This is a genomic window from Qipengyuania qiaonensis, from assembly GCF_019711515.1.
Taxonomy (GTDB): domain Bacteria; phylum Pseudomonadota; class Alphaproteobacteria; order Sphingomonadales; family Sphingomonadaceae; genus Qipengyuania; species Qipengyuania qiaonensis.
Genome location: NZ_JAIGNO010000009.1, coordinates 1 through 23,024, shown reverse-complemented (window position 1 = coordinate 23,024; position 23,024 = coordinate 1). Strand labels below are relative to the sequence as shown.

Genomic DNA, 23,024 nt, shown 5'->3' with positions numbered 1-23,024 from the left:
GCGAGGTGCCGCAGGCGACGCGGCAATGATCACGCCAAAGCCAGCACTCCGGTGAGGATATTGCGCACGAGGTCCACCTGCCCGCGCGCACCGGTCTTGGCGTAGATGCGCTTCGAATAGTACCGCGCCGTCTCCACCGTCAGCCCATGCGCTTCGGCCGCTTCCGCAATTGTCAGGCCCTGCGCCAGCGACCAGGCGAGCCGTGCCTCGGCGGGCGTCAGGTCGAACAGGTCGACCAGCTGTTCGTGCCGGTCGGCCGACGACGACCGGTCGCCGCGCAGATAGATCACCGCGACGGCCTTGCTCTCGCCCGCCAGCGCGTCGATCCGCATGGGCACGACGAGAATATCGATCCACGGGTCCTGGCCGATATTGATCGCCTGCGGACGGTGGCGACTATCCGCCGCCATCGCCTTGGCAATGCTCGTCAATTGCCGGTCGACGCTGGGCGATGACGGGATGAGTCGGTTGTAGGGCCCACGGCGCAGGGCACCCGACCGCTGGAGAAAGCTGTCCGCCTGGCCATCGAGATCCACGATCCGGCAGCGCTCGTCCAATGCGATCCAGCCGAAATTCATGCGCCGGAACGCTTCCGCACCGACCGAGGCACGGCCACGTTCGCGGTCGATCGATTCGAGCACTTTCAGCGCGACCTGCAGGTGCGGGACCAGTGCCGAAAGCAGGCTGCCGATCTCCGCACCGGGGGCATCGCGCGCCAGTACGATCAGGGTAAGAGCAAGCGCATCCCCGCGGACGCTGATCGCGCGCAAGGCACTCTCCGGATGGGCCAGGTCGTTGCCCGAATAGACCCGGCCCACGCGCATGTCCGTGCGCGGCGGATCGATGGGCTCGCCTTCACGCAGCATCACGTCCGCCGCCTCGCCGGTGCCCGTCAGCACAATGGCAACCCCGTCGGCCTCGGTGACCAAGCGCAGCAGGCGCAGGAAGGTCTGCCACATGGGTTGCTCGAACATACCCGAATGGAGGGGCACAAGCAGCTCGGTTTCGCCGAGGTTGGGAATACGCATGCATTTCCTCTAACACCTCCCATATGGGAGGTCCATGAGGGATGTCGCCCCCGCATGTGTTTCATCAACTTGAGGACCCGCGAATGACCCTGACCCACCTCCAGCGCCTCGAAGCCGAGAGCATCCACATCATGCGCGAAGTGGTTGCCGAGGCAGAGAAACCGGTGATGCTCTATTCGATCGGCAAGGACAGCGCGGTGATGTTGCATCTCGCCAAGAAGGCCTTCTATCCCTCGCCCCCACCCTTCCCGCTGATGCATGTCGATACCACCTGGAAGTTCCAGGACATGTACGCCCTGCGCGAAAAGGCCGCGCAGGACGCCGGCATGGAACTGATCGTGCATCAGAATCCCGAAGCCGCCGAGCGCGGGATCAACCCGTTCGATCACGGCCCGCTCCACACCGATATGTGGAAGACCGAAGGTCTCAAGCAGGCGCTCGACAAATACGGTTTCGACGCGGCCTTCGGCGGCGCGCGGCGCGACGAGGAAAAGAGCCGCGCGAAAGAGCGCATCTTCTCCTTCCGCACCGCCACGCATGGCTGGGACCCGAAGAACCAGCGCCCCGAACTGTGGAACCTCTACAACGCCCGCAAGAAGAAGGGCGAGAGCATCCGTGTCTTCCCGCTCTCCAACTGGACCGAACTCGACATCTGGCAATACATCATGGCCGAAAACGTCGAGATCGTGCCGCTCTATTTCAGCGCCAGGCGCCCGACCTACGAATATGAAGGCGGGCTGTTCATGGCCGACGATATCGACCGGCTCGAAAAGGTCATGGGCTATCGCCCGGAAATCGCCGAACGCTCGATCCGCTTCCGAACGCTCGGCTGCTTCCCGCTGACGGGCGCTGTCGAAAGCGAAGCGGCGACCTTGCAGGAAGTGGTGCAGGAGATGCTGCTGACCACCACCAGCGAACGGCAGGGCCGCGTGATCGACAAGGACGCAGGCGATGCGTCGATGGAGAAGAAGAAGCAGGAGGGTTACTTCTGATGACCGATCCGATCTACAAGACCGACGCCCTTATCGCCGACGATATCGAGGCCTATCTCGAGCAACACCAGAACAAGTCGATGCTGCGCTTCATCACCTGCGGCAGCGTGGACGATGGCAAATCGACCCTGATTGGCCGCCTGCTTTACGATTCGAAGATGATCTTCGAAGACCAGCTGGCCGCGCTCGAAAACGACAGCAGGAAGGTCGGCACGCAAGGGCAGGAGATCGACTTCGCGCTGCTGGTCGACGGGCTTGCCGCGGAGCGCGAACAAGGTATCACGATCGACGTCGCCTATCGCTTCTTCGCCACCAAGAAACGCAAGTTCATCGTCGCCGACTGCCCGGGCCACGAGCAGTATACGCGCAACATGGTCACCGGCGCATCGACCGCCGATTGCGCCGTGATCCTGATCGATGCACGCAAGGGCGTGCTGGTCCAGACCAGGCGCCACAGCTTCCTGTGCCACAGGCTCGGCATCAAGAACCTCGTGCTGGCCGTTAACAAGATGGACCTGATCGATTACGATCAGGCCAGGTTCGACGCCATTGTTGCCGACTACCGCGCATTCGCCGACAGCATCGGTATCGAAAGCTTCACCGCGATTCCGATGTCGGGCCTCGCAGGCGACAATATCACGACCCGGTCTGACAATACCCGCTGGTACGATGGCCCGATCCTGATCCGCCACCTCGAAACCACGGAGGTGAACAGCACCGCCAATCAGGCGAAACCCTTCCGCATGCCGGTCCAGTGGGTCAATCGCCCCAATCTCGACTTCCGTGGCTTCGCCGGCCAGATCGCCACCGGGACGGTGAGGCCAGGCGACGAATTACGCTCGCTGCCGTCGGGCAAGACGAGCAAGGTGAAATCCATCGTCACCATGGACGGCGATCTGGACGAAGCGGTCGCGGGCCAGTCGGTCACGATCACGCTCGAAGACGAGATCGACAGTTCGCGCGGCGATGTCCTCGCAACCGCTGACGACCCGCCCGAAGTCGCCGACCAGTTCGAGAGCACCATCGTCTGGATGGACGACGAACCGCTGGTGGTGGGCCGCGGCTACTGGCTCAAGCTCGGCACCCAGACGGTCAGCGCCACGGTGGCCGAGCCGAAATACGAGATCGACGTGAACACGATGGAGCACCTCGCCGCGCAGCGATTGCACCTCAACCAGATCGGTGTGTGCGAAGTCACGACAGACAAACGCATCGTGTTCGAACCCTATGTCGACAATCGCACGCTGGGCGGTTTCATTCTGATCGACAAGATCACCAACCGGACGGTCGGTGCCGGGATGCTGCACTTCAGCCTGCGCCGCAGCCAGAACGTGCATTGGCAGCCGACCGACATCACGCGCGGACACCATGCCTCGATGAAGAACCAGACGCCGCGCGTCCTGTGGTTCACCGGCCTGTCGGGATCGGGCAAGTCGACCATCGCCAACGAGGTGGAGAAGAAGCTGGCGCTGATGAACCGCCACACCTTCCTGCTCGATGGCGACAATGTCCGTCACGGTCTCAACAAGGACCTTGGTTTCACCGAAAGCGACCGGATCGAGAATATCCGCCGCATCGGCGAAGTCGCCAAGCTGATGACCGATGCCGGGCTGATCGTACTGACCGCCTTCATCAGCCCCTTCCGCGCCGACCGCCAGCTGGTGCGCGACATGATCGATGGCGGCGAGTTCATCGAGATCCATGTCGACACCCCGCTGGAGGTGGCCGAAGCGCGCGACGTGAAGGGCCTCTACAAGAAGGCCCGCGAAGGCAAGCTGAAGAACTTCACCGGGATCGACAGCCCCTACGAAGCCCCGGAAGATCCCGAAATCCGCGTCAACACGGTGGAGATGACACCCGAAGAAGCGGCCGACTACATCATCGGTAAGATCCTGCCGCTGAAGTGACGGAAACGGCGGGCGCTCTTCTGGCGCGTTCGCTGCTTTGCTTGGTCTAGGAAAGCCGACGGCAGGAAAGGGGCGCAGGTCAGGCTTTGGTACTTTTATCCGCAAGTACCTGCAGCTTCCGGCACCACCCGAGGCAACTTACCAGAAGTTGCATTGGCTATGCTGGAGCTCGTTCAGCCTCAAAGGAGCGCGTGAGTCTCTGACAACGGCACAGCGTTAGTAGTCGTCGCTTTTCCTACGTAGTTCAAACTGGAGCAGCGAGGTGAAATCTTACTTCGCGACTAGCATAGCCAGTTGGCGATTGGGCATCGTCATGCTGCCCGTGCAGACAGACAAGACGTAGCACCGCGCTCGATCAGCATTTACTTGAATTGCCTCCTTCTCGAAACGTACCGATTTGGGACGCGCGCCTAATTCTCTGTTTAGCAAAGCAGAAAGCCGATATCGCCCTTGTTTAGAGATTGTTAACCGGTTGCTTGCGGGCAGTTCCGATGTCGCAGCTGTCGCGATTGAATTTTCCAGTCGTGCCGTCTGGTTGCCAGACTTTTTTGGGGCGGGGGTCAATGTGTAGAAGGTTACTGTGCCAGACGCGGGCGTTCGCGCTGCGTCCAACTTCCGCGATGCTCTCGCTGGTTTTCGCAGTGGTGTTTGCGATTGCCGCACCTGCCTTCGCCCAATCCGAAACCGTGACCGTCGACATCAGCGCGGAGATAGCACCCCGTTGCGGCTTTACCGGTTCCGGCCCTGCAGCGGCGTCGGCACCGGGAGATCTGGAGAATGCGGCGCAGTTGCGCTTCGGGCTCACACTGGATTGCAACACGCCTTTCTCCTTGGGCGTTATGGCAACGAACGGTGAATTGTTGAATCAGGACGCGATGCCCGACGGTTCGGGCTTTGCGTTTGCCAAAACCTATTACCTCACCGTTGGCATAGATACCGACCGCGGCTTCAAAACGTCCGAACGTTGCGCTTCATCCGAGATAGTTGCCGGAGGGCCCTGTAGTTTCGCATCGACTATTTCCGGCGAGGGGTTGAGCTCCGGCGACGGGATAGCAATCGATCACGATGCCATACTTGAGGTCCAATGGCCCGACCAGCGCGAACTGAGTCGTAGGCTGGCCCCGGGTCGCTACCGCGATACCCTAATTCTGGTGGTGGGAGCGCGGACATGACCTGCGCCCTGTCCCGACCGCGAATTGCAGTCTTCCGACCGCAAGTATTGATGGAGTGACATTTACTTCATCGCCTTCCGCCGACGCCACGATCATGCGTCGTCCGGTTTCCACTCTTGATCGATCCCGACCATAAACAGGAGTTAACGATGAAAAAGATTGCAACTGCAGCGGTCGCTGCAGCCCTTTCGATTGGTCTCGCTGGCGCCGCTTCGGCCCAGTCGGTCAACCAGCAGGTTGACATCAATGCCAATGTTGCCAGCAAGTGTGGCATCTCGGCCCAGCAGACCTCGGTCACTCTCGGCGACCTGACCGACGGCAATGCCAAGGTCCGCAGCGCCGTGACGCAAGAAATCGCTACGGCTCTCAACAACGCTCGCATCATCGGGTTCTGCAACGCCCCGAACAGCCAGGTCGAAGTCCAGCGCGCTGTGCTGGCTCGCGTCGGCTCGACCGGCACCGGTCTGGCCGATGGCGGCTTCAGCCAGTTTGTTCGCTACAACCTCGACGCTTCGATCAACGGCCTGGCTCTCGACTCGACTTCGACTGCGGGTTCGTCGACGGTTACCAATCGCTTCGGCGGCCACATCAGCCTGAGCAGCACCGCGACCCATCTGCAGTTCGCCCAGGCGGCCTCGAACGGTCAGGCTGTTGCTAGCTCGAACGGTTCGACTCCGATCGCAACCGACTGGTCGTCGCTGACCGACCGCCGTCTCGCGGCGGGCAACTACACCGGGTACGTTAACGTAATCCTGACGCCCGGCGCATAATGTGATCAAGTTCGAGGGCCGGGGCGTCACGGCGCCCCGGCCCTCTTCTTATCGAGAACGATCTGACATGCTTTCCCTCTTCAAAACCGGCTTGGTTCGCTTTCTGTCGATAGCGCTATCCGCCCAATTCCTGCTTGGCGCGCACCTCGCCAATGCGTTGAATGTGCAGCCGGTCATCATCGACCTCGAGTCCACCGGACGTCAAACATCGGCCATTATAACGCTACAGAATGCGTTTGCCGAAACGGCACCCATCGAGGTGGTCGTTCATCCGGTACGCATCGTCGACGGGGAGTTGGTTGAGTTCGAGGAAGAGGAGGCCGAAAATCTTCTCGTATTCCCATCGCAGGCCACGGTCGAACCGGGCGCGACGCAGGCGTTTCGAGTCCAGTGGATAGGCGACCCCGAACCTGAAAACAGCGAACACTATTTCGTGACGATCGCGCAGCTTCCTGTTGCTTTCGATCCGAACCAGAATGCCATCCAGGTACTTCACCGTTTCCGGGTTCTTGTCAGTGTCGGTCGCACGGACGGCGACGCAGAACTGAACATCGTCTCCACAAGCTTGCGGACCGACGAGAACGGGATCGCGCAGCCAGTGATCGACGTACAGAATACAGGCAACAATTACGCGTATGTCGGTACAAATCGGGTGACCGTCACACAGCGCGATGAGACCGGCGGCGTCATCTTCCGCGAGGTATTCCAGCCCGAAGACATCCAGCACAAGATGGGCCTCGGCCTCGTCCCATCGGGCACTACACGCACCTTGCCGATCGGATTGGAACTGCCGAGCAGCAATGGTGCCGTCACCATCGAAATGGTGCAGCAGGAAAGTGACTAGTCTAGCCTGCATTCTGCTTCCCGCTTCGAGCTCGATCATGGGTTTTCACACGTTCGGTGCTCCTGCATCGATCCTGAGAGAGCGCCCTACTCTCGAGGACGTCCTCCATCCCGTTGCGAGACAAACGGCATCGTCGGGCGCTGTCGGGGATGCCGATCCGGTCCAAACGCCGCCCCTCCAGCCTAACGAGATAAATCCGACCGGGCGCAATGTTCCGCTTGGTGGCCCGCTGATCGACAACGGCTTTGTGATCGGGCAGATCGACTATCTGCTGCGTACCGACGGAGAGATCGAATTCGAAGCTGCGCAGTTTCTAGGACTTGTACTCCCACGCCTGAACACCGAATCAGGACAGAGCGTTGCTCAGAATCTGACCGGCAAGCCAACGGTTACGGCCAGCGAGTTGCGTGCTCTGGGAGTTCCGATTTCCTACAATCCCCAGACTTTCGCGATCGAACTCACCATCGCTGTTGCACAACGGCCGAGGCAGGAGATCAGCGTATCCGGCGCCCCCCCGCTCGCGATCTCGGAAATCACGCCCCCTGCCGGTCTCTCGGGGTACGTGACCATACTTGGCAATCTGGATTACGTTCACCGGGGATTCGACACCGGGCTTCAAAATCCGAACATACTTGTCGACAGTGCCGTACGATTCAACGATTTCGTCCTGGAGAACGAAGCTACCATTCAGGACGATTTTCGGCGTGAGAACACAAGACTTGTGTACGATGACCTGAGACGCTCCATGCGCTTTGCCGGTGGCGATCTACGGCCCGTTTCGCGCGGATTCTCGGGAGCGTCGCCAATCGCAGGAATCTCTGCCGAGCGAATCTATGCGGACCTCGATCCGCAAAGGAACATCCAGCCGCGCGGACAGCGCAGCTTCACCATCACCCAGACCTCGACGGTGGAAACCTTCGTAAATGGCGTTTCCGTCCAGCAGACGCGCCTGCAGCCCGGCACTTACGATATAGGCGATTTCCCCTTCGCCCAAGGTGCCAACGATGTGCGGTTGGTCGTGCGGGCCGATGACGGAAGAGAAAGCGTTGTCAGCTTCTCGATCGCTTTTGATCGCAATCTTCTGGCGAAAGGGCTGTCGGAATTCGGCGTATATGCCGGTGTCGCCACTCCGTTCGACGGTCGTGGTCGGGACTATACCAGTTCCCCCGCCGCCTCTGGCTTCTACCGCCGCGGTATCAGCGAGACGGTAACGGCAGGCGGGAACTTCCAAGTCGGCGAACGCGGCGGCGTCGCGGGAGCCGAAGTGGTTTGGGCTTCCCCCATCGGTACGCTTGGCTTCGATCTCGCCGCATCGAATGTCGACGGGGTCGGTACAGGATATGCACTGAACTTGGGTTTGGAACGGGATTTCGGCACGGCGAGTTCGCACCGCCGATCGCTCGTGGCGACATACCAGTATGTGAGCGAGGATTTCGCGAACGCCGACGCGCGAACCGCAGTCAATCTCTTCAGTCACGAGTTCGGCGCGACCTTTTCGATGGGGATCAGTCGCGATCACTATGTCAGCGCGGACGGGTTCTACTCGGTCGGTCGATCGCGTCCGGATCAGTATACCGCGCGAACCACTTATGGCTGGCGCATCAACACGCGCATGCTCTTCACCGCCGAGGCCAGTTATCAGGACCGCGGCTTTAACCGAGAGTACGGCGTACGTGCTGCCCTGACCATGCGGTTCGGCACTCGGTCGACCGCCACTGCCGAAATAGATACGAGACGTGAAGGAGGGCGGCTGTCCTACCAGACTTCCAGTGGTCGTGGCGTCGGTTCGTTCAATGCGCAGGCCACGGTTGAATATTTCGACCAGCAGCTTGCGGGGAACGGCAACATTACCGCCCTGCTGAACCGCGCGGAAGTAGGCGCGGCCCATAGCACCTCCTATTCGACTGATACGCGGTCTATTGTAGATCAACGGACATCGCTGAGGCTCGGCACCTCGATCGCCTTTGCGGATGGAGAAATCGCTCTGAGCCGCCCGATCTTCAACAGTTTCGCTATTTTCGCTCCGCATCGAACCCTGAACGACGCGCCGGTCTATCTCCAGCCGGACGGTGACGACTATACGGCGCGGTCCGGCGCATTGGGCGGCGCGGTCGCAAGCGATCTGTCCTCCTACACGCCCCAGCTATTCACCTACGACGTCCCGGACGCTCCACTCGGATACGATCTCGGTGCGGGACTAGCAGCCATCGTGCCGCCCTATCGATCGGGCTATATCATCGATGTGGGATCCGATTATTCGATTACCTTCGTGGGCGCGCTACTCAAGCCCAATGGCGAGCCTCTTACGCTTACATCGGCGCTCGTATACGAGGTCGATGCGCCCGATCGTCCGCCGGTCCAGGCATTCACGAACCGGTTCGGCAAGTTCGTTGCGATGGGCTTGCGGCCCGGTCGCTGGCGGGCAGAGGCTGGATTCGGCGATCGTTTGCAAACATATGTTTTCGAGATACCCGCCGCCGCCGAAGGCCTGGTGAGATCCGAACCACTCCTACCGGGAAATGAAGAATGAGAGCATTACTCGGATTCCTGATATTGGCGGCGTCCTGCGCCCCCGCCACCGTCGCTCATGCTCAAGGCCAGTGTGCGGAATTTTCCGCAACGGCAGCCGATCTGCGCGTGACGTATGATCCTTTTCTTCCGGCGATGGTTGATCGCTCCTTCAACATTCAGGTGCGCCGGGTCGATCCGAAGGTTTCCGCAGTCCGCATTCTTCTGGCAGATCCCGACCCGGCGGGCCCGGACCCGCTAATGGGGCTCAACGGTGTCTCGCGCTACGACGTCGTCTGGTCGCGCGATCCCAGCAGGCATGTCTTCGCGATCGGCCCGGAACAGCCGAACGCGACCAATGGCGCTCTGATCGGATTTTCCAGCCGCGGCGGGCAGACCGTGCAGAACGAGAGTTTCCGCCTTCGTATTCCTGCAGGTCAGGATGTCGGCGCTGGAAACTACTACCAGTCGCTGGAGGTCCGCTACCAGTGTCTAATGGGAGATGCAGAAGTCGGAACCCCCGGTTTTCAGTCTGGAGCGCAGCTAGCGATCGATCTTCACGTTCCCGAGCAGATCAGCACGTTCATCGGATCCGCCGGTTTGCAACGCGGTAGGCTCGATTTCGGTGTGGTTCCGGAAACTGGCGGCGCTGTTTCGCGAAGCCTTTCGATCACCGCCCAGTCCACACTACCTTACGATATCGATATCAGGTCGGAGAACGGTGCGCTTCGCCGGTATGCCGAAGACGACCGAAAACTCGACTATTCGCTGTGGCTGTCCGGTGTCCCCGTGAAAACGGGAGCGCGACTGGCATGTAGTCGGGGAACGGCACCAGCGGGGCAGGCTCATCTGCTGAGGGCCGAAATTGCCGCGGAACAAGTCAAGACGGCCGCCGCGGGTACTTACAGCGATGTGGTAACGCTGACTTTCTCGCCTCGTCTTGGGCTTCCGGGCGGGCAAGGTTGTTCGATTATAACTCCGTGACTAAAAGATCACTCCCTTCGGCTCGGCATATAATATCAACGGATCTGCGTTCGACATCGGCTCGGTCAGATAAAGACCAAGTTGCCGTTCTCGGTATGCAGGTATCGAGGAATCGACGAGCACCGTCGTATTCGCTAACTCGCTGATATTGATAGGTTTGTTGTCAAGCGTCCAATATGCTCCGCTCGACATCTCCGAATGCCTGACGACTAGGCGGTAACCATCGACGTTGTTGCACAGTTCGACAATTTCACCAATCAAGTTAAGCCCTTGATCGAAACGCGCAGGTGGCACGCCTGTAATCTGGGCTGTACAGATTGTGTTGACGCGAGCGTTGATTGAAACGGACGCACTCTGTGCGGATGCCGAAGTGCTGACGATACATGTCGCCGCCAAGACTGCTGATAGACACAACTTCCATGCCATCCGACTGCTCCTTAGAGCATGGACCTAGGCTAGGGTGCTGAAAGAGTACCTAACGCACTTAATAAACAGAACGTTAAACTTCGCCTTGAGGGGGTGTTCGTACGACCGTATCACCCGGCATCATCAAAAGACGATAAAAGATCAAACGAAAAACCCGCGAACATCGGCGCTTGCAACACTGCGAGCTCGCCATCTGAGCATCAATTCAGGACGAAGCCCACGCTCCACAACCCTACGTCGCGAGTTGTGCCAAATGTTCTGACAACGGACACCCTGTCGCGATCAGCCCGGCTCGTTGTCGTGACATGCAGCGCTCGCGAAGATCCTATTTACCCCTCCGATTTCGCTGCGAGCAGGCTGCGCCGACCGCTGTACACTATATAAAATGCGAGGCCTGCAATGTTCCACATTGCGAAGCGCGTAAGGGTGTGTGTCGGAAGGCTGATCAGAAGATAGAGGCAGCCAAGCGATGCCAGCGTCCCGATCAGATAAGGTTGTGGACATCGGAAAACACGTGGCAGGTCGGGTGCTCGGCGTCTCAACTCCATCATGCAGACAGCAACCGCGATGAAGGCTACCAGCGTACCTGCATTTGCCAGTTCTGCGATTTCGTCGAGACGAAAGAAGCCCGCTACCAGCGCGACGAACAGGCCGGTGACAGCCGTAATGGTGGTCGGTGCGCCTGAACGCGCAGACACCCGGCTGAGGAATTGTGGCAAAAGCCCGTCGCGGGCCATGACGAAGAATATCCGGCTTTGGCCGTACATCATCACGAGGATGACGGAGGGGAGCGCGATAAGGGCGGCGAGCCCGATCATCCAGGCAGCGTAGGGATGGCCAAGGGCCCGCAGTACGAAAGCAAGAGGCTCCACAGAGCGTCCGAGGTCCAAGTAGGAGACAGCACCGATCGCGCTGATTGCCACAAACATGTAGATCAGCGTGCAGATCAACATCGAACCCAGAATGCCTATAGTCAGGTCCCGCCCGGGTCGCTTGGCTTCTTCGGCCGAGGTCGCCACGGCATCGAAACCGTAAAACGCGAAAAAGACGATTGCGGCTGCGGCCATCACACCACGGGTCTTCCCTTCGATGACCTCGCTGCCGAAGCCGTAGGGCGAGAAGGGGGTCATATTGGCCGGATCGAACGCGGGCAAGGCGAGTAAGACGAAAGCGGTCAGAGCGGCCAGCTTGATGGCCACAAGGATTATGTTGAAGGTTGCGCTTTCGCGGGTGCCAGCGATCAGCATCCCTGCGATGGCGAGAGCCACGAACACTGCAGGCAGGTTAATTACTCCGCCCGCGTATGGCCCAGCGAGAACAGCAGTAGGGAGATCGACGCCCGCGGCTTGTAGCCAACCGACCAGATAGCCCGACCACCCCACCGCGACGGTCGAACAGGCCAGCGAATACTCGAGGATCAAGCTCCAGCCGACGATCCATGCCAGTTTCTCGCCGAGGACCGAATAAGTGTATGTGTAAGCTCCGCCCGATGTCGGCATCATCGTCGCCATCTCTGCATAGGCCAGCGCGGCGCAGGCACAAACGATACCAGCCACCGCAAACGCGACAATTACTGCAGGGCCCGCCCGATCTGCGCCCACTCCGGTCAGCGTATAGATGCCGGTGCCAACGATCGCACCCACGCCAAGGCCGACAAGATGCGGCCAACTCAAAGTCTTGCGCAACCCGCTCACATCTGAAGATGCGAGTTCGAACGGCTTCCGCGGCCCAAGCCAACTCCCTTTCACGCTTCGCCCCTTGTGTTCAACAGAAGAGGTGATCGTACATAGTATACGAAATAGAGCAAGCCCAGATTTGCCTGTGGGCGAAACGGTTGCCACGTTGATCGTTCAGTTTTCCGATTGTCGCGACAGTTCGCGCCGCAGGTCTATGACCGTTTTCCGTATGTGCGCCTGCACCAGTTTACCCACCAAAGTGTCACGATCGAGCCACATCTGGAGGATCGTGCCATGCTCTTCGTTTGCACGTTGATCGCGCCCGAGCGGCTCCAGATGCTTACGAACATAGCGTTCGCTCAATATGTGCAGACGCTCGAGAAACAGTGTTGTGGTCGCCTGGCCGGAGGGTCGGATGAGGGCGAGATGGAAGGTTCGATTGAACGCGCCGACGCCTGCGCCATGGACATTCGTGGCCGCATCGAGTTCCTGACTGGCCTGAATGGCTTGCTGCCGATCGGCATCGTTCGCATGAATCGCCGCGAGCGCCACTGTTTCGGGTTCGAGTTTCAGCCGCAACGCGTAGACTTCTTCCGCTTCATCCGAGCGCAACGATCGTACGACATATCCTCGATTGACCTGGCTCGTGACGAGGCCTTCCTGTTCCAGTCTCGTCAGGGCCTCCCTCAGCGGGATCTTGCTGACCCCGAGTTCCGACGCGAGCGCGTCCTGTCGGATCGGCTGCCCGGGAGGGACCGTTCCATCCAGAATGCGCTCGCGGATCAGGTCGACGAGTTGGTCAGAAAGGTTGCGGACGATTATTCCGGCCATGGTACGCTCAAATTCAGTGACTGATGGCCTTATAGGTGCGCTTCCAAAAGCGAGAGCGCAACTCAAGCGAGGCGCACGCGATCAAATGGTCGCATTTCAAGCGCTGATTTCTCGTCTGACAGAAGTGCGGCCTCACTGATCACCGATCTCTCCGCCGGTACCGATCGGACCGATGGTAGGTCGGCGCGAATTCGACGAGACATGCGGCACTTGGGCTGTATGCAAAACAGGTTACTATCATCGCGCAATGCGCAACGTTGATTGGCTGCATTTTGCCGGGCCGATCCCGACGCCGGGTCCCATGTCATAACCGCTTCGGAGATAATCAGCACCCCGATTCCTAAGGCGATGGGGATGGCTGTTTCGCCTGACACCTGCTGGCCGGGAACCAGGCCAACCAATAGATTTTCTAGCTCAAACCTTCAATTTTCCCCTTGTTGACTCGACCCTTGGGCCAACTACGCTCACCCGCAAATTCGCGATGGCTTGTGTTACTGGGAGCACATTATATGATAAAACTGACCTTGCTGTCCGGCATTTTGCTTGCGGCTGCGGCGATTGCAGGTCCCGCTTTTGCACAGGACGGCGGCCCAGAAGCTCGTCCGATTTACGATCGTTCAGCAGTTCTGCCGGATCACGTCCCGACATCTGATGACGTTCTGCGCATTCCGGTACCTGCCGACTATAACGCACCCGAGGGTTCGTTCGTGCTTGTGGGCGGGCGCCTTTTCGATGGAACGGGCAAACCGGCCCGGCCCGCTACGGTGGTCGTGGAAGGTAAAACGATCACTGCAATACTTGGCCCTGAAGAGACGAACTGGCCGAAAGAAGCGGTCGTTTATGATGTCACCGGGAAGACCGTAATGCCCGGACTCATCGATTTGCACACCCACCTGTCGTTCCTAACTGGCAAAGATCTGGCAAGCGCTTTTAGCAATGCAAATTACAGTAGTGTGGAATCGACAATGCGCGCGTTGTTGCGCATGAAAACCTACCTCCAATCCGGCGTCACGAGCGTACGCGACGTCGGGTCTCATGGCGACGTGCCGTTCGTCCTCAAGGCGAAACAGGCAACAGGTGAAATTCCCGGCCCGCGGATCTTTGCGGCCGGCCAGTTGATTACGCAGACCGGCGGCCACGGCGCGATTCACGCCTTTCAGCCTGGATATCCCGAAGTCGCCGACAAGAATCCCAACGCAATGGTTCGGATTGCTTCTGGCCCGGACGAATGGCGTGAGGCGGTGCGTATCCAGTTTGCGAAAGGTGCCGACCTTATCAAGGTTGCGAGCGAATACACGCAGGACGAGATTACCGCCGCGGTCGACGAAGCGCATTCGCTCGGCCTGCCAGTCACGGTGGATGCCGAAACGCAATACATCGATATGGCGATCAAGGCTGGAGTCGATTCGATCGAACACCCCTTGCCACGCAGCGACACTGCGGTGTCTCTGATGGCAAAGCGTGGCATCGCATCGGTCCCGACACTCGTCGCCTATCGGGTCATCGTACGCGGCTCGGGAGGTTATTTCGGCTCGACGTCGCGGCGGTTCGAGCTCAATGAGGAAATCCACGAGGCAATGGTCGCAAAGATGCGGCGTGCCGGAGTGAAATTGGGGATCGGGCTGGACGTTGTCGCCTTGGCAGGGACGGATTTCCTCCCGGGGTCTTACATCGACGAGCTCGAATCCTTCATGCGGATCGGTTTCACGAAGACCGAAGCGCTTGTGGCTGCGACCAAAACAGGAGCCGAGATTCTTCGCATGGGCGACCGGCTTGGAACGATCGAAACAGGCAAGCTCGCGGACATAATTGTTGTGGACGGCAACCCAGATGAAGACTTGGCAGCGCTTCGCAAGGTGCGGACCGCATTCGTCAACGGTCGCCTAATGTTGCAGGACGGAAGACTATACCAGCCGCCGCACGAAGAAGTACCGTTACCCTGGCAGGATTAGGCTCGGGACTCTCGTTTCACGAGCAAAGGGAGTGGTTTGGCATGAGCAATGAGGTTCTAGGGTCCGAACCCTAATTTCACTCCCGATAACGAATATCAGACATACATGAATAAAAAATATTCGCTTACCCCCCATTCATGATGGGTGCGAATTTTGTTTATATGATAATATATTGCACTATTTTCGACATTTTATTTATATAATCGAAAGTTGTCGATCTATTATACTCTCTATCGCCTTGGTTCGGAGCTGCAATTATGTATTTTCAGAAGATGTTTATCGAAAGAATGAGATAAGCTCCTTCTTCCCTCAATTTTTTTAGTTTGCCTTCGCGAGGGCTTCGCGTGAGTAGTCTGTGGACAGCATGAAACTGTGTTCGGCTTTGAAGCCATCACCTAACGGCGCAGCTTGCTTCACCAGGAGTATGATATGAAGCTTTCGCGTGAGCGTATTGACGAGTTCGAGGAGAATGGGTTTCTGATCCTCCCAGAACTCTTCTCGACAGATGAGGTTGCAGTGATCCGCGACGCGATGGCTCGCGTTTTCGACCGGGACGAACCGGCGAACATCCGCGAGAAAAAGAGCAAGCTCGTCCGCACCGCAACTGGTCTGCACCTTCGCGACGAGGCCTTCTCGCGTCTCGTGCGTCATCCGCGACTGATCGAGCCTGCCAAACAATTGCGCGGTGAGGATCTCTATGTTCAACAGTGCAAGATAAATGTGAAGGCCGCATTTGAAGGTGAGCAGTGGCAGTGGCACCAGGACTTCTCGACTCACAATCAGGAGGACGGTGTCTTAGAACCACTGGCGCTCAATCTTCATATTTTTCTTGATGATGTGAATGAGTTCAATGGCCCACTTTACTTTTTCAAGGGGTCTCACAAATTTGGTCCACTCCGGAACTGGCATGACACTGTCTCGACGAGCTGGGATCTCTGGGTGATCGAGGAAGTTGACGTCCGACGTGTCGCGGAAACCTGCCCGCTGCAGTCAATGACGGGCAAGGCCGGGACAGCATTGATCTTCGGCGACTTGATGTTGCACGGTTCGCCGCCGAACATCTCTCCCTGGAATCGCAGCATCTTCTCGATGATCGCAAATCCGGTGACGAATGCCTACAAGAAGGAGGCTCGGCCAGATCATCAGCATCATCGCGATCTCTCCCCCATACAACCGCTGGCCGACGACTGCCTGCTTGAGCGGATATCCTGAATTCCGCTGCCCGGTCCTTCCGCGCAACATCGCACGATGCGGCGCGATTTCGATCAATTGGAGAGAATCAATGACAATGTTGGCGCGACGTGCGTGGGTAGGCGAGCAAAGCGAGGCTCTTGTACATTCGGTGGCAAGCAAAGTCGCTGAGAGCTCTCCCGATCAGATCGACCGTTTGCTTTCAACCCTGGTCGAAAAGAACCGGCATATCCACGAAGTCGGCTGCATTAATCTGAATCCTGCAACCAACACAATGAACCCGCGTGCCGAAGCTCTGCTTGCCAGCGGACTTGGGACGCGTCCATCGCTCGGCTATCCGGGCGACAAGTACGAGATGGGTCTCGAAGCGATCGAGCAGATCGAAATCTTAGCTGCCGAACTTGCTGCCGAGGTTTTCGGTGCTCGCTTCGCCGAGATTCGTCTTGCCTCCGGCGCCATGGCCAATCTGTATGCCTTTATGGCGACCTGTCAGCCGGGCGACTCGATCATCGTTCCACCCGGACAAATCGGGGGCCATGTTACTCATCACGAACCCGGTGCAGCGGGCCTTTACGGTCTTACGATCTTCGAGGCACCGATCGATCGAGACAACTACACGGTAGACGTTGCCGCGCTATCCACGCTGGCACGCAAAGTGAAGCCAAAGCTCATCACTATCGGTGGCAGCCTCAACTTGTGGCATCATCCCGTGGCGGACATCCGCGCGGTCGCCGACGAGGTCGGTGCTTACGTCCTGTTCGATGCGGCGCACCTTTGTGGCATGATAGCCGGAGGCCAGTGGCGGCAGCCGTTGGAAGAGGGTGCCCATCTTCTTGGATGTAGCACCTATAAGAGCTTGGGCGGCCCACCTTCGGGCCTCTTGATGACCAATGACCCGCGCCTTGCCGAGCGCATTGAAAAGATTGCATTCCCAGGGCTGACCGCCAATTTTGATGTGGCCAAGACCGCCTCGCTCGCTCTCGCACTACTGGATTGGAAGGCCTGCGGCCGAGAATACGCTCGTGAAATGTGCGATACCGCTCTTGCCCTGGCGAAAGCGCTTGCCGATCGGGACGTGCCGGTGTTCGGAGAACAGCGCGGCTTCACGGAAACGCACCAATTGGCAATCCGGGCCGCGACCTATGGAGGCGGTCAAGCCGCGGCAAAGCGGTTGCGGCAGGCAAACATCCTTGCCTCGGGTATCGGTCTGCCGGTCGAGCCGGTGGAGGGCGATGTGAACGGGTTGCGTCTCGGAACTCCTGAGATTGTCCGCTGGGGCATGACTGCGCGCGAGATGCCGGAATTGGCTGACCTTATCGTCGAAGGACTTTCGAGCGAGCGTCCGGAAGAAGCAGCCGAGAGGGTAACGGCATTGCGGAAGCGTTTCGATGAACTTCACTTTGTCCGGGACGAGCCGGCCGACACCGAAGCCCGACAAACGACGCGATCGCTGCCGGTCGGCGTTTAGCCGAAAGCCGGCGTTACGCGTGTGCACATGTCATCAAGGCGCGATGGAAGTTCCCAAGGCTTGCAGACTTACCGGTTCGAATAGCAAGGCTGGGTCCGGGGTTTAGGTATCCGCCGCGGCCTTAAACTGCCAATCTGTCTTAAGTGCTCGGTGCCGCGTCTTGCTTGGCTTGATCGAGCAGCCACGTGACAAACGTTTTGGCCGGAACTGACAACGGCACCGCCGACTTCGTAAGCAGGTAGAATTGGTTGGGGGATGGAACGCGCAACTCCGATAGTGGTACCAGTCGGCCATCAGCAATTTTGTCGCCGATAAGCGCGGTATGCCCGATCATGAAGCCAGCGCCTTGCAGTGTCGCTTCGACTGCCATGGAATAAAGTGAATAAGTCTTCGTAGTGATCGTGGGCGGCGCGTTCTGCCCTGTACGCCCAAGCCAATCATTAAGGTCGTGCTGCCAATAAATATCGACCACTAGGGGCACATCGCGTGGCAAACCACGCTCATCCCTCTCGGCCGTTTCGATCACGTTTTGGCTTGCCACCGGCACGATTTCATCAAAGAAAAGTTCGGTCATTTCGCAGCCAGGGAATGGTGGTCGGCCATGCCGGATCGCTATGTCGAAATTCGATGTTCGCAGGTCAACGACATTGGGGTCAGCCCAAATCTCGACATTGGTGTTGGTGCCCAACGCGTGAAATGCTTCCATTTTCGGCCCAAGCCACAACTGCGCGAGGGCTGGTAGGATTGTGATCCTCACACTCTTGTTGCTCCCGGCAGAAGTGATCTCGCGGGTCGCGTTGATGATCTGGTCCAGTGCAGGCGCCAGGCTCTGAGCATAACGCTGGCCTGCATCGGTCAGTTTCACGCCCTGCGGATACCTCTCGAAGAGACTGACACGAAGAAACGACTCCAGGGCCTTTATCCGCTGGCTCACCGCGCCCGGCGTGACGCCAAGGCGCAATGCCGCGAGTGCGAAGCTCTCGGTTGCTGCGGTTTCCGCAAAAACACGCAACCAATCGAGGTTCGGGGTCTCCCGCATCGTTAGAAAATCCCTCCCATTGACATAGAAATACTAATTATAGGAACCTTTGACATCTTCAGCCCGTGCGCCTTATGAGTTAAAGAAACTATCGCTCAATGCTGGCGACGGCAAGCCAGAATGCACATTCGGCAATAGCGTCGCTCACCTTACAAATCCGAACTCGAGAGCAGTTGCCCAACAAGATGTCTGCTGACCACCATGCCCATTCACATTTTTGAGGTCCGGATGGCTGCTCTACCAATCGTTCGTGAATTATGGCCGACGCGCTTCAAGTGCGAATTCGTACCGCCCTGGGTGGGCTCGATGGCCATGCCGAACCGAAGAGTCACCCTCCCTAAGCTCTCCATGCTGCATTTTGCGATACAGTCGGAGTTTGGCAGCGGGGGGCCATTTCGATGACTCCGCCATTGCGTTCGCCAAGAATGGTCGTTGACCTGTCTGCGTTGCGCGACAATCTGGCGCTTGTCCGGCATTGCGCCGGCCCTCGCGAAGTGATCGCTTCGATCAAGGCAAATGCCTATGGCTTAGGAGTTGTTGGCATCGCCCAAGCGCTAGTCGATGCAGGCGTCGAGAAACTGTGGACAGGCAATCCCGACGAAGCGGTCGCCTTGCGCGAGGCAGGCATAACAGCCCAGATTCTGCTGTTCGGTGGGGTTCGACCCAAGCATTTTCCGGTGCTGCTTGCATATGACTTGCAGCCGACGCTCTTCGAGGATCAATCTGCCGAACTGCTCGCGGCCGCGGCGTTGGCCGCCGGCAAGCGCGCGCGGGTATGGGTGAAGGTTGACGCCGGACTCGGTCGCCTGGGCGTTCCGCTCGAGCAGGCCGGAGCTTTCATTCGGCGACTGGCCAGCGAACCAGCGCTTGAGCTGCGCGGTGTCTATACGCATTTGCCGTTCGCGAGCCAGGATGGGCGGGCTTGGGCGATTGATCGATACAGCGCCTTCAAGCAGCTGACTGTCGATCTGGCGCAGAGTGGGGTCTCTATTCCCGTCACTCAAGCGTGGGGATCTTCTGGATTGCTCTCCGGCGCGCCGGATTCCTCTACTGCCGTCTGCGTGGGCCATGCATTGTACGGTCTTTCACCGCTTACGCCCGAGCTTGCCTCTCGCAAAGAACTAAAGCCGCTGGTCAAATCCCTTTCGGCAGATATTATACGAGTAGATTACGCGACTGAATCAACCTCGCAGGCTGGTGGCTATGCCCTTTCCAAAAGGCGACGGCCAGCGACAGTGGCGATAGGATTGGGCGATGGCCTCCGGCCGGCAGCATCCGGACACTCTGCAAGAGTCATTGCGGGAGGGCGTTGTGTGCCAGTGGCGGCGTTTACGCTCGAACATCTCATGATCGACCTTGGAGGTGAGAACTGTGCGGCCCTATTCGACCAAGCCACGATTGTAGGACGTGTCGGGCATGCAGAGATCACCCTGGACGATTGGGCGCATTGGACCGGTGCGAGCCCGCTAGAGTTGATGATGTCCCTTTCCGGGCGCATCCCGGTTGTTCATGAAGAGTAGATCGCCAGAAGGCCAAAGTCGGGCCGCGAAACCAGACATCCTGCGATGAGGTACGCTCGGTAAGGAGTTCGTCCGGCTTCATGTGAGGCCTCAGTTATCGTCTCCGAGATCAGATAACACCAGACCATGCTCAAGACTCATCGCTTAGAAGGATTGCGGGTTGATATTGCCCCGCTGCGCCCGACAGCATTTGCCAGATCCGGCGCAATGGACGCAGGCTGGGTTGGCGCTGGCTGCGTTGCGCCAAACGTGGTGGTCGGCGACACGACAACGCTCGCGAAGAGGACAGTATCGCAGTTGAACAGTCAGGCGCGATCAACGCCGGCTTCGCATAGCCTTGGCGGATATCCCTTGGTTCCAAGGGTCATGCCGCAAAGCGATCTGTCGCGGTGACAAGTTCGTCAAGGATTTCAGGTTCAGAATAAGCGTGCCCCGCGATGACGAATTTCAGTTCCGATCCAGGCCAGGCATGATGCAGGTCCCATGCGTTGCGCGGCGGGCAGACCACATCATAACGGCCATGCACTATAACTCCGGGGATGCCGCTGAGCTTGCCAGCGTCGCGTATCAGCTGATCAGGCTCAAGCCAGCAGCCGTTCAAAAAGAAGTGGTTTTCGATCCTGGCAATCGCGATGGCGTAGTCATCGGCGGTAAAGGCTGCAGCAAGTTCGGGATCCTGCCTGAGAGTGATTGTTTCAGCCTCCCAACGGCTCCATGACTTGGCTGCGCTGAGTCTGGCTTCCCGATCATCGCTCGTCAGACGCCGGTTGTATGCCGCAATGAGATCGTCTCGCTCCGCTTCCGGAATTGGCGCAAGGAACGCATCCCATTTGTCAGGAAAGATTTCCGAAGCGCCGAAGCTGTAAAGCCAATCAGTCGAGCGACGATCGGCTGGATAGATTCCGCGCAGAATCAGAGCACGCACCCTATCAGGGTGGGTTTGCGCATAGGCTAGCGAAAGTGTCGAGCCCCAGCTTCCTCCAAGCAAAAGCCATTTTTCCACACCGACAAGCGCACGAAGGCGTTCGATATCAGAAACCAGGTGCCAGGTGGTATTGGCTTCGAGCGAGGCATGAGGCGTTGAGCGGCCGCAGCCACGCTGATCGAATAGGAGCACGTCATAGCGTGCCGGATCGAACAACCGTCGATGGGAAGGCGAGCAGGACGAGCCCGGACCGCCATGCACGAAAACCGCCGGTTTACCCCCTGGCGTGCCGACCCGCTCATAGTAGATCCGGTGCCCATCGCCAACATCTAGTTCTCCGGTTTCATAGGGCTCGATCGCGGGATAGAGCCGGTCAGACCAGGTCTCCGGGTACAGGTTTGCAGAGTTGCTCATTGGTCCGATCCTTTTGGCTGCAAGTGCATCTGAGCCTGGAGATGCCGGCACGTGCCGGTCCCAAGCCACACACGATACGACATGCCTAAATGTGCTGACAGATCGGTTGCGTTTCATCCAGCGAGTAAATCTGGCCGACAGCCTTAACCGGGCTCGGGCTGATGCAATCTTCCTTCAACAGAAAGCGAGGTCAGGGCTGGCAATTCTGACGGGAGGTGGCACGTCTACGACACTGAATAAGGCCTGCGAGCTTTGGTTCTTCATCGCTTGTTTGCCGGATAGAGGAGATCTCGCGACAACGTGGAGTGCAGGTACCTGCAGAATAGATCGGCACCATATCCGAAAGGGACCGGCCAGGCTTACGAAAACTGATTCTGCCTGTAAGGATTTATGCGTTTCCATTGCGCGATCGATAGTGCAGGCTTGCCGAGTGACTGAAAGAGACTTTGCTTCGTCGACCGCAGTCCCATGATTGACAGCACGGTGGGAATCCCAGTCACGGCCTTTGGGAGTCATGCCATTTGTTCGTCTGACTGTCTGACCGATCCTGACAGGCGACAACGACTGAGCATGACATATCGAGTTCGTCCGCTTGTTCAGGCGCGCCTTCTCAGACCTCTTGATTATGCTTGGAGTGTTGCGTGATGATTGGACTCGTTCGTTTGGCCGTGTTCGCAAGCATGTTGATGTTGGGCCGACCGATCTTCGCAGAAGATAGCAACAGCATCACCTTAGCCGAAGCAAAGGTCATCGCTGAAGGCGCCCAATCGGCCGCCCTGACAAAGGATGCACAGGTCTCTATAGTTATCGTCAATCGCGAAGGGCGTGTCGTCCTGGCTCAGAGGATGGACGAGACGTCCTTCACATCTCTGGACGTTGCGGAGGGCAAAGCTGTTGCAGCTGCCACCCTGGGGATGCCCAGCGCGGCCATACAGAATGCCATAGATGGCGGTATGCTCTCCCTATTGACGGTGAAGGGTCTTGTCGCGATTGCCGGAGGCCTGCCAATATTGCGGGACGAGCGGGTCGTGGGCGGCATCGGCGTAAGCGGTTCATCACCGACGAACGACGAAAGCTTCGCGCGAGCAGGGCTGGAAGCAGGCACAAGCCTCGCCGAGTGAGTGTCAGAGGCGAGGCTTATCAAGAAGCGATCCAGATTTGACCTTGCCGGTCATGCTCATTGCCGACCAGGTAGGTGCGTTAAGGCACAATTCGCAGCTTTCCGACCCAGCGCAGCCCGTGAGCAGCAAAATCGAGCGTACAGCAACTTCGACATCATCTCGCCTGCCAGTAGGGTTTTTGGTCTGAGCCCCTAGATTTCCTCCAGCGATAAGTAGAGTCCGGCGTTCGACAAGGAGACGGACGAATGAAGCGTAG

18 protein-coding genes are annotated in these 23,024 nt (G+C 58.5%); 12 read left to right on the top strand and 6 right to left on the bottom strand.

Going from position 1 to position 23,024, the window contains the following annotated elements:
- Positions 1 to 29 precede the first annotated feature (29 nt).
- A complete protein-coding gene (locus tag K3174_RS12930) occupies positions 30 to 1,028 on the bottom strand; it encodes a helix-turn-helix transcriptional regulator (protein ID WP_247712165.1) in 999 nt (332 codons plus the stop codon).
- Positions 1,029 to 1,111: 83 nt separating this feature from the next.
- On the opposite strand from K3174_RS12930, the gene cysD reads away from it, so the two are divergent.
- The 7 genes from cysD to K3174_RS12895 all read left to right on the top strand — a co-directional run bounded on the left by cysD (position 1,112) and on the right by K3174_RS12895 (position 10,205).
- Positions 1,112 to 2,020, top strand: a complete 909-nt coding sequence (gene cysD / locus K3174_RS12925) for a sulfate adenylyltransferase subunit CysD (protein ID WP_221559196.1) — start codon at positions 1,112 to 1,114, stop codon at positions 2,018 to 2,020.
- Positions 2,020 to 3,927: a sulfate adenylyltransferase subunit CysN gene (gene cysN / locus K3174_RS12920; RefSeq protein ID WP_221559195.1), complete on the top strand. Its 1,908-nt coding sequence runs from the start codon at positions 2,020 to 2,022 to the stop codon at positions 3,925 to 3,927. The genes cysD and cysN overlap by 1 nt, the downstream gene beginning before the upstream one ends.
- Positions 3,928 to 4,490: 563 nt before the next feature.
- Positions 4,491 to 5,099, top strand: a complete 609-nt coding sequence (locus K3174_RS12915) for a hypothetical protein (RefSeq protein ID WP_221559192.1) — start codon at positions 4,491 to 4,493, stop codon at positions 5,097 to 5,099.
- A 149-nt stretch (positions 5,100 to 5,248) separates the two neighbouring features.
- Positions 5,249 to 5,869, top strand: a complete 621-nt coding sequence (locus K3174_RS12910; protein WP_221559190.1) for a hypothetical protein — start codon at positions 5,249 to 5,251, stop codon at positions 5,867 to 5,869.
- 1 nt (position 5,870) lies between these two features.
- Entirely contained in the window at positions 5,871 to 6,713 is an 843-nt protein-coding gene (locus tag K3174_RS12905; RefSeq protein WP_221559188.1) for a fimbrial biogenesis chaperone, read from the top strand.
- Positions 6,714 to 6,750: 37 nt separating this feature from the next.
- The gene (locus tag K3174_RS12900) at positions 6,751 to 9,243 is read left to right on the top strand and encodes a fimbria/pilus outer membrane usher protein (protein ID WP_221559186.1); all 2,493 of its coding nucleotides are present in this window, start codon (positions 6,751 to 6,753) and stop codon (positions 9,241 to 9,243) included.
- A complete protein-coding gene (locus K3174_RS12895) occupies positions 9,240 to 10,205 on the top strand; it encodes a hypothetical protein (protein WP_221559185.1) in 966 nt (321 codons plus the stop codon). The genes K3174_RS12900 and K3174_RS12895 overlap by 4 nt, the downstream gene beginning before the upstream one ends.
- Here K3174_RS12895 and K3174_RS12890 read toward each other — a convergent pair whose 3' ends face one another.
- The 3 genes from K3174_RS12890 to K3174_RS12880 form a co-directional block, all read right to left on the bottom strand.
- Positions 10,206 to 10,631, bottom strand: a complete 426-nt coding sequence (locus K3174_RS12890) for a hypothetical protein (RefSeq protein ID WP_221559183.1) — start codon at positions 10,629 to 10,631, stop codon at positions 10,206 to 10,208.
- Between the two features lie 329 nt (positions 10,632 to 10,960).
- Positions 10,961 to 12,325: an amino acid permease gene (locus K3174_RS12885; RefSeq protein ID WP_345719653.1), complete on the bottom strand. Its 1,365-nt coding sequence runs from the start codon at positions 12,323 to 12,325 to the stop codon at positions 10,961 to 10,963.
- A 156-nt stretch (positions 12,326 to 12,481) separates the two neighbouring features.
- Positions 12,482 to 13,138 (bottom strand): GntR family transcriptional regulator, encoded by a 657-nt coding sequence (locus K3174_RS12880; RefSeq protein WP_221559172.1) that lies wholly within the window; start codon positions 13,136 to 13,138, stop codon positions 12,482 to 12,484.
- A 509-nt stretch (positions 13,139 to 13,647) separates the two neighbouring features.
- On the opposite strand from K3174_RS12880, the gene K3174_RS12875 reads away from it, so the two are divergent.
- The 3 genes from K3174_RS12875 to K3174_RS12865 all read left to right on the top strand — a co-directional run bounded on the left by K3174_RS12875 (position 13,648) and on the right by K3174_RS12865 (position 17,749).
- Positions 13,648 to 15,090: an amidohydrolase family protein gene (locus tag K3174_RS12875; RefSeq protein ID WP_221559170.1), complete on the top strand. Its 1,443-nt coding sequence runs from the start codon at positions 13,648 to 13,650 to the stop codon at positions 15,088 to 15,090.
- A gap of 429 nt (positions 15,091 to 15,519) precedes the next feature.
- Positions 15,520 to 16,302 (top strand): phytanoyl-CoA dioxygenase family protein, encoded by a 783-nt coding sequence (locus K3174_RS12870; RefSeq protein ID WP_221559168.1) that lies wholly within the window; start codon positions 15,520 to 15,522, stop codon positions 16,300 to 16,302.
- Positions 16,303 to 16,432: 130 nt separating this feature from the next.
- Positions 16,433 to 17,749: a serine hydroxymethyltransferase gene (locus tag K3174_RS12865; RefSeq protein WP_221559167.1), complete on the top strand. Its 1,317-nt coding sequence runs from the start codon at positions 16,433 to 16,435 to the stop codon at positions 17,747 to 17,749.
- Positions 17,750 to 17,888: 139 nt separating this feature from the next.
- Here the strand turns inward: K3174_RS12865 and K3174_RS12860 are convergent, their stop codons facing one another.
- Positions 17,889 to 18,788, bottom strand: a complete 900-nt coding sequence (locus tag K3174_RS12860; protein ID WP_221559164.1) for a LysR substrate-binding domain-containing protein — start codon at positions 18,786 to 18,788, stop codon at positions 17,889 to 17,891.
- A gap of 398 nt (positions 18,789 to 19,186) precedes the next feature.
- Here K3174_RS12860 and alr point away from each other — a divergent pair, with 398 nt between their 5' ends.
- Positions 19,187 to 20,308, top strand: coding sequence for an alanine racemase (gene alr / locus K3174_RS12855; RefSeq protein ID WP_345719651.1), 1,122 nt, complete (start codon positions 19,187 to 19,189; stop codon positions 20,306 to 20,308).
- A 364-nt stretch (positions 20,309 to 20,672) separates the two neighbouring features.
- Here alr and pip read toward each other — a convergent pair whose 3' ends face one another.
- Complete coding sequence (gene pip, locus K3174_RS12850) at positions 20,673 to 21,647, bottom strand: prolyl aminopeptidase (protein ID WP_221559160.1); 975 nt, start codon at positions 21,645 to 21,647, stop codon at positions 20,673 to 20,675.
- 644 nt (positions 21,648 to 22,291) lie between these two features.
- On the opposite strand from pip, the gene K3174_RS12845 reads away from it, so the two are divergent.
- Positions 22,292 to 22,768 carry a GlcG/HbpS family heme-binding protein gene (locus K3174_RS12845; protein WP_221559158.1) on the top strand — a complete coding sequence of 159 codons (477 nt, stop codon included), beginning with the start codon at positions 22,292 to 22,294 and terminating at the stop codon, positions 22,766 to 22,768.
- Positions 22,769 to 23,024 lie beyond the last annotated feature (256 nt).